A 6,645-nucleotide genomic window follows, 5' to 3' on the forward strand; every position below is an offset into this window, starting at 1 on the left:
CCATCAACATCAACTGATGTTCCGGCCAAAGAAAAGCCCGCTGAGGATCACGCCTCAGCGGGCTTTTTCATTCAATCACCGATCACGGCGCGAACGGCATTACGCGCTTGTGATGGGTCTTGTTGTAGGTCGCGACAATGATGTCGAACGCCTCCTTGCGCACCGCCTCGCCATGCAGGAAGGCATCGATCTCGGCGTAGGTAACGCCGTGCGACGCTTCGTCCGGTTTACCCGGTGACAGGTCTTCGAGGTCCGCCGTAGGGACTTTCTCCACCAGCGACTCCGGTGCACCAAAGCTGCGGGCAATCGCGCGCACCTGGTTTTTCACCAGACCACTGAGCGGTGCCAGGTCGCAAGCGCCATCACCGAACTTGGTGAAGAACCCCATCACCGCTTCCGCTGCATGATCAGTACCAATCACCAGTCCGTGCGCCGCGCCGGCGATGGTGTACTGGGCGACCATGCGCATGCGCGCCTTGGTGTTGCCGAGCACGAAATCCACCGACACCGCATGCTTGCCTTCAAACGCCGCCACTTCGCTGGCCAGCGATTTCACCGCCGGGCCGATGTTGACGGTATGGCGTTCGTCCGGGGCGATGAAGTCCACCGAGGCCTGGGCATCGTGTTCGTCGAACTGGGTTTCGTACGGCAGACGCACAGCGATGAATTTGTAGCTGTTGTCGCCCGTTTGATCACGCAGTTCGCGCATTGCGCGCTGGGCCAGCAGGCCGGCGGTCAGCGAGTCGACACCGCCGCTGATGCCCAGCACCAGCGTCTTGAGCCCGGAATTGACCAGGCAATCCTGAATGAAGGTAATGCGCCGGGCGACTTCGGCTTGCAGAGCCTTGTAGTCAGCGAATGGCGGTTGCACCTTGAGCTGTTCAGCAATCTCACGCTGTACGGCTTGCATGAATTCACTCCTTGCTAGATAGACTGGAATCGGCAGGAACCTGGAAAACGTGCCGCAAATAGGCGACGAAATTGGGATCTTTGCAGTGGGTCTTGCCTGGCTCGTCGGAGATCTTCGCCACCGGTTGGCCGTTGCAGGCGGTCATTTTAAGCACGATGCTCATCGGTTCGACACCCGGAATATCACAGGTGAGGTTGGTGCCGATGCCGAAACTCACATTGATCCGACCGTGCAGCGCGCGGAAGATTTCCAGTGATCTGGGCAGTGTCAGGCTGTCGGAGAACACCAGGGTCTTGCTCATCGGGTCGATGCCGAGCTTGTGGTAGTGGGCGATGCATTTCTCACCCCACGCCACAGGATCCCCGGAGTCGTGACGCAGGCCATCGAAAAGCTTGGCGAAAAACAGGTCGAAGTCGCCAAGGAAAGCATCGGTGGTGATGCAGTCGGTGAGGGCGATCCCGAGCAGACCGCGGTATTCACGAACCCAGCAGTCGAGCGCGGCGATCTGGCTGTCGATCAGTCGTGGGCCGAGTTGCTGGTGAGCCATGATCCATTCGTGGGCCATGGTGCCCAACGGTTTCATGTCCAGCTCGCGGGACAGATGCACGTTGCTGGTGCCGACAAAGCGGCCCGGGAAGTCGTGCTTCAGCACGCTCACCACTTCTTCCTGCACTCGGTACGAGAAGCGGCGGCGGGTACCAAAATCGGCGACCTGCAATTGCGCCAGTTCGTCGGCCGAGGCGTTGGCAGTCAGCCAGTCGAACTTGCGATAGAGCTGCTCACGGGCCTGTTCCAGCACTGTCTCGCGGTAGCGATAACGATTGCGCACTTCGCTGACGATTGCCAGCAGCGGTACTTCGTAGAGGATCACATGCAGCCACGGCCCACGCAGGCGGATGAACAGTTCGCCGTTCTCGATGCCGGTGTGCAGATAGCGCAGGTTGAAGCGGAACAGTCCGAGGAAACGCAGGAAGTCCGGTTTGAGGAAGCTGATGCGCTCAAGAAAACTCAACTGATCGGCGCTCAGACTCAGATCGGCCAGACGCTCGATCTGATAGCGGATCTCGGCCAGATACGGGCGCAGATCCTCGCTGTTACGGCAACGAAACTCCCATTCGACTTCGACGTTGGGGTAGTTGTGCAGCACCGCCTGCATCATCGTCAGCTTGTAGAAGTCGGTGTCGAGCAGGTTCTGCACGATGCGATCGGCAAACACACTCTCGCTCATAAACGGGTCTCCGGGTGCGCCGCGCGTTGGCGCGGTATCAATCAATGGCGCTAGTGGCGCATATCAGCGGCAGGTATTGCCAGCAATTTCTGTTCTGGGTCAGGTCTATTGTGGTGAGGGGATTTATCCCCGACCGGCTGCGAAGCAGCTGTTGCTCTTGATATTTTGGGGCCGCTGCGCGACCCATCGGGGATAAATCCCCTCGCCACAGGGGGCAGATGTCAGCCTGGATTGTCGATCTGTTCGAGCATCCACTTCACAAAGTCCCGCACCTTCGGCACTTCCGCCGAGTGTTCCGGGTACGCCAGGTAATAGGCGTCGCTGCTCGGCATTGCATGCTGCCAGGGAATGACCAGTTTGCCGTCGGCCAATTCCTCTTCCACCAGAAACCGTGGCAGCAGCGCCACGCCGCAGCCGACCTGCGCGGCGCGGATGCACATATAAAAGGTTTCGAAACGCGGCCCGTGGTAGCTGTGTTCAGTCTGGTAGCCCTGACTGTCGAACCAGTCGTGCCAGGCCTGCGGGCGCGAGGCATTTTGCAGAAGAACCAGATCGGTCAGTTGCGTCGGATCAGTGAAAGGTTTATCCGGCAGGCTGCCCGGTGCGCAAACCGGCACCAGTTCTTCGCCGAACAGTTTCAGGCATTCGGTGCCGGGCCGTGAGCCCTGGCCAAAATAAAACGCCAGATCACTGCGGCCTTGCAGCAGATCATCCGCCTCTTGTTCGTTGCACAAATCCAGATGGATCGACGGATGGCGCAAACGCCAGCCCTTCAGGCGCGGCACCAGCCAGCGGGCGCCGAAGGTCGATGGCGTGGAAACGCGCAGGACTTCGGTCTCGCCGCCGTAGGAACGCAGGTAATGCGTCGACATCTCCACCTGTGTGAGGATTTTTCGTACTTCGACCAGATACAAATCCCCGGCCGGGGTCATCTGCAAACGCCGGCGCACGCGGCGGAACAATAAATGCTGCAACAATTCCTCAAGCTGCGCGACCTGTTTGCTCACGGCGCTCTGGGTCAGGTTCAGTTCCTCGGCGGCCCGGGTGAAGCTCAGGTGTCGGGTCACGGCCTCGAAGCACTGCAACGCAGTAATCGACGGCAGATGGCGTTTGTTCAGCATGGCGGATCCTTTTTCTTGTCTTTCTGCCCAGCATGAATAAACGGAATGATATCTCGCGTAAAGGTCGTTTGTTGACTCGCCGTACTGACGCTACAACTAAAGGCCTGCCCGGTCGCGCAACAGCGGCCGCACACATTCAGTTTTTTGCTTGAGGAGTGACCCATGGTTGCCGCATTGCTTGATCGTCTAGGTGTGAACCCGGCCCTGTACCAGAACGGCAAAGTGCCGGTGCATTCGCCCATCGACGGCAGCCGCATCGCCGCCGTGAACTGGGAAGGTCCGGCCGAAGTCGAGCAGCACATCAGTCGCGCAGATCATGCGTTCGAAGCTTGGCGCAAGGTGCCGGCACCGCGTCGCGGCGAACTGGTGCGTCAGTTCGGTGAGGTGTTGCGCGAATACAAGAACGATCTCGGTGAGCTGGTTTCCTGGGAAGCGGGCAAGATCACTCAGGAAGGCCTGGGCGAAGTGCAGGAGATGATCGACATCTGCGACTTCGCCGTCGGCCTGTCCCGCCAGTTGTATGGTTTGACCATCGCTTCCGAGCGCCCGGGCCACCACATGCGTGAAACCTGGCATCCGCTGGGCGTGGTCGGGGTGATCAGTGCGTTCAACTTCCCGGTCGCGGTGTGGGCGTGGAACACCACCCTGGCGCTGGTCTGCGGCAACCCGGTGGTATGGAAACCGTCGGAGAAAACTCCGCTGACCGCGCTGGCCTGTCAGGCCCTGTTTGATCGCGTGGTGAAGAATTTCAGCGATGCCCCGGCGAATCTCTGCCAGGTGATCATTGGTGGTCGCGATGCCGGCGAAGCGTTGGTCGATGACCCGCGTGTCGCACTGATCAGCGCCACCGGCAGCACGCGCATGGGCCGCGAAGTAGCGCCGAAAGTCGCCGCACGTTTCGCCCGCAGCATTCTCGAACTGGGCGGCAACAACGCGATGATCCTCGGCCCGAGCGCCGATCTCGACATGGCCGTGCGCGCCATCCTGTTCAGCGCCGTCGGTACCGCCGGTCAGCGCTGCACCACGCTGCGTCGCTTGATTGCTCACGAGTCGGTGAAGGAAGAGATCGTTACTCGCCTCAAAGCGGCGTATTCCAAAGTACGTATCGGCCATCCGCTGGAAGGCAATCTGGTCGGTCCGCTGATCGACAAACACAGTTTCGAAAACATGCAGGATGCGCTGGAACAGGCACTAAGCGAGGGCGGCCGGGTGTTTGGCGGCAAGCGTCAACTGGAAGATCAGTTCCCGAATGCCTACTACGTGTCGCCGGCCATCGTTGAAATGCCGGAACAGAGCGATGTGGTCTGCAGCGAGACCTTCGCGCCGATTCTCTACGTGGTCGGTTACAGCGATTTTCAGGAAGCGCTGCGTTTGAACAATGCGGTGCCACAAGGCTTGTCGTCGTGCATTTTCACCACGGACGTGCGTGAGGCCGAGCAGTTCATGTCGGCGGTCGGCAGCGACTGCGGTATCGCCAACGTCAACATCGGCCCGAGCGGCGCCGAGATTGGCGGCGCGTTTGGCGGCGAGAAGGAGACCGGTGGCGGTCGTGAGTCGGGCTCGGATGCGTGGCGCGGGTACATGCGTCGCCAGACCAACACCGTGAACTACTCGCTGGAGTTGCCGCTGGCGCAGGGCATCACGTTCGACTGACAGGTGGAAATCCCCTGTAGGAGTGAGCCTTTGTGGTGAGGGGATTTATCCCCGACCGGTTGCGAAGCAGCCGCAAAACAGTTGTATGCGGTTTGTCTGGCAATACGCGATTGCAGGTTTTGGGGCCGCTACGCAGCCCGTCGGGGATAAATCCCCTCACCACAGGGTTCGCTCCCACAGGATCAACAGTGTGTTTGGCAGGTTTCTGTTGGAGTCTGGCAATGCCGTTACGCGAAGAATGTCTGTGGGAAAAACTCACGCCACAAAGGCCGGATAACACCGCGCTCAGGGGCGAAGTCAAAGTCGATGTCTGCGTGATCGGCGCCGGGTTCACCGGGTTGTCGGCGGCGCTGCATCTGTTGGAAAAAGGTAAAAGTGTTTGCGTGCTGGAGGCTCATCGTGCCGGCAATGGCGGTTCCGGACGTAACGTCGGCCTGGTCAACGCCGGCATGTGGATCCCGCCGGACGAGATCGAAGCGGGTTTCGGCGAAGTCGTCGGCAGTCAGCTCAACCGCATGTTGGGTGCGGCGCCGGCGCTGGTGTTCAGCCTTGTGGACAAGTACAACATCGATTGCCAGTTGCGCCGCGAAGGCACCTTGCACATGGCGCACAACGCCAAGGGTGAGGCGGATCTGCGCAGTCGCGAGGAACAATGGAAACGCCGTGGCGCGCCGGTCGAACTGCTGACCGGCAAGGCTTGCAAGCAAGCGACCGGCACGCAAAAAATCGCCGCCGCGCTGCTCGACCGTCGTGCGGGTACGCTCAATCCGATGGCCTATGTCACCGGCCTGGCCAACGCCGTGAAGGGCCTCGGTGGGCAGATGTTTGATCATTCGCCGGTCGCTCGTCTTGAGCGCATCGGCCAGGCTTGGTCCGTGCAGACCGAGCAAGGTTCGGTGCTGGCCGAGCAGGTGGTCATCGCCTCCAACGCCTACACCGAAGGCGACTGGACCGAACTCAAGCGCAACTTCTTCCCCGGTTATTACTATCAGGTTGCCTCGGTGCCGCTGACCGAAGACGCCGCGCAAGAGATTCTCCCGGGCGGGCAGGGCTCGTGGGACACCCGCCAGGTCTTGAGCAGCATTCGTCGTGACAAGGAAGGGCGACTGCTGCTCGGCAGTCTTGGCAACGGCAATCAGAAACCGACCTGGTTTCTCAAAGCCTGGGCCGACCGGGTGCAGCAGCATTACTTCCCCAATCTGAAGCCAGTTGAATGGGAATGCACCTGGACCGGGCGCATTGCCTTTACCCCCGATCACCTCATGCGCCTGTTCGAACCGGCGCCGGGTCTGGTGGCCGTCACCGGCTACAACGGCCGTGGCGTGACCACCGGCACTGTGGTCGGCAAAGCCTTCGCTGACTATCTGTGTAATGGCAATCCTCAAGCCCTGCCGATTCCCTTTGCACCGATGCAGCCCTTGGCGGGCGTGGGCTTGCGCAGTTGCCTGTACGAGGCCGGGTTCTCGCTGTATCACGCGGGCCAGTGCCTGCGCATCGTGATTTGAGTGTTGAAATTTGTTGCCGGAGGCGGCGCTTTCCGATGCAGCGACTAGCCTGTAATGGTGCGGGTTGTAGCAGTCCCGCACCAGCAGTGTGCAGTTCGGTGACGCGGGCTGTTACAGGCTGGTTGCACGTCGTTTGGCGCCGCGGTTGCACTGTTGGCGCATGCGGGGTGCGCGTGAAAGGGTCAGTGGTGTCACCGGCCGGGGTGGCGAGGGGTGGGCGGGGGGTGT

5 protein-coding genes are annotated in these 6,645 nt (G+C 60.6%); 2 read left to right on the forward strand and 3 right to left on the reverse strand.

The window, feature by feature from the left end; translation table 11 throughout:
* Positions 1-82: 82 nt before the first annotated feature.
* The 3 genes from nadE to ACIOWE_RS12030 form a co-directional block, all read right to left on the reverse strand.
* Complete coding sequence (nadE, locus tag ACIOWE_RS12020; protein ID WP_401391317.1) at positions 83-910, reverse strand: ammonia-dependent NAD(+) synthetase; 828 nt, start codon at positions 908-910, stop codon at positions 83-85.
* 4 nt (positions 911-914) lie between these two features.
* On the reverse strand, positions 915-2,138 hold the full coding sequence (pncB, locus tag ACIOWE_RS12025; protein WP_201235743.1) for a nicotinate phosphoribosyltransferase: 1,224 nt from the start codon (positions 2,136-2,138) through the stop codon (positions 915-917).
* A 221-nt stretch (positions 2,139-2,359) separates the two neighbouring features.
* Positions 2,360-3,259, reverse strand: a complete 900-nt coding sequence (locus tag ACIOWE_RS12030; protein ID WP_401391321.1) for a LysR family transcriptional regulator — start codon at positions 3,257-3,259, stop codon at positions 2,360-2,362.
* A 162-nt stretch (positions 3,260-3,421) separates the two neighbouring features.
* Between ACIOWE_RS12030 and ACIOWE_RS12035 the strand changes: the two genes are divergently transcribed.
* Positions 3,422-4,912, forward strand: coding sequence for an aldehyde dehydrogenase family protein (locus ACIOWE_RS12035; RefSeq protein WP_401391324.1), 1,491 nt, complete (start codon positions 3,422-3,424; stop codon positions 4,910-4,912).
* A 221-nt stretch (positions 4,913-5,133) separates the two neighbouring features.
* Complete coding sequence (locus ACIOWE_RS12040; protein WP_401391327.1) at positions 5,134-6,417, forward strand: NAD(P)/FAD-dependent oxidoreductase; 1,284 nt, start codon at positions 5,134-5,136, stop codon at positions 6,415-6,417.
* Positions 6,418-6,645: the final 228 nt, after the last annotated feature.

The sequence above is a fragment of the Pseudomonas sp. NPDC087598 genome (assembly GCF_044743525.1).
GTDB lineage: Bacteria > Pseudomonadota > Gammaproteobacteria > Pseudomonadales > Pseudomonadaceae > Aquipseudomonas.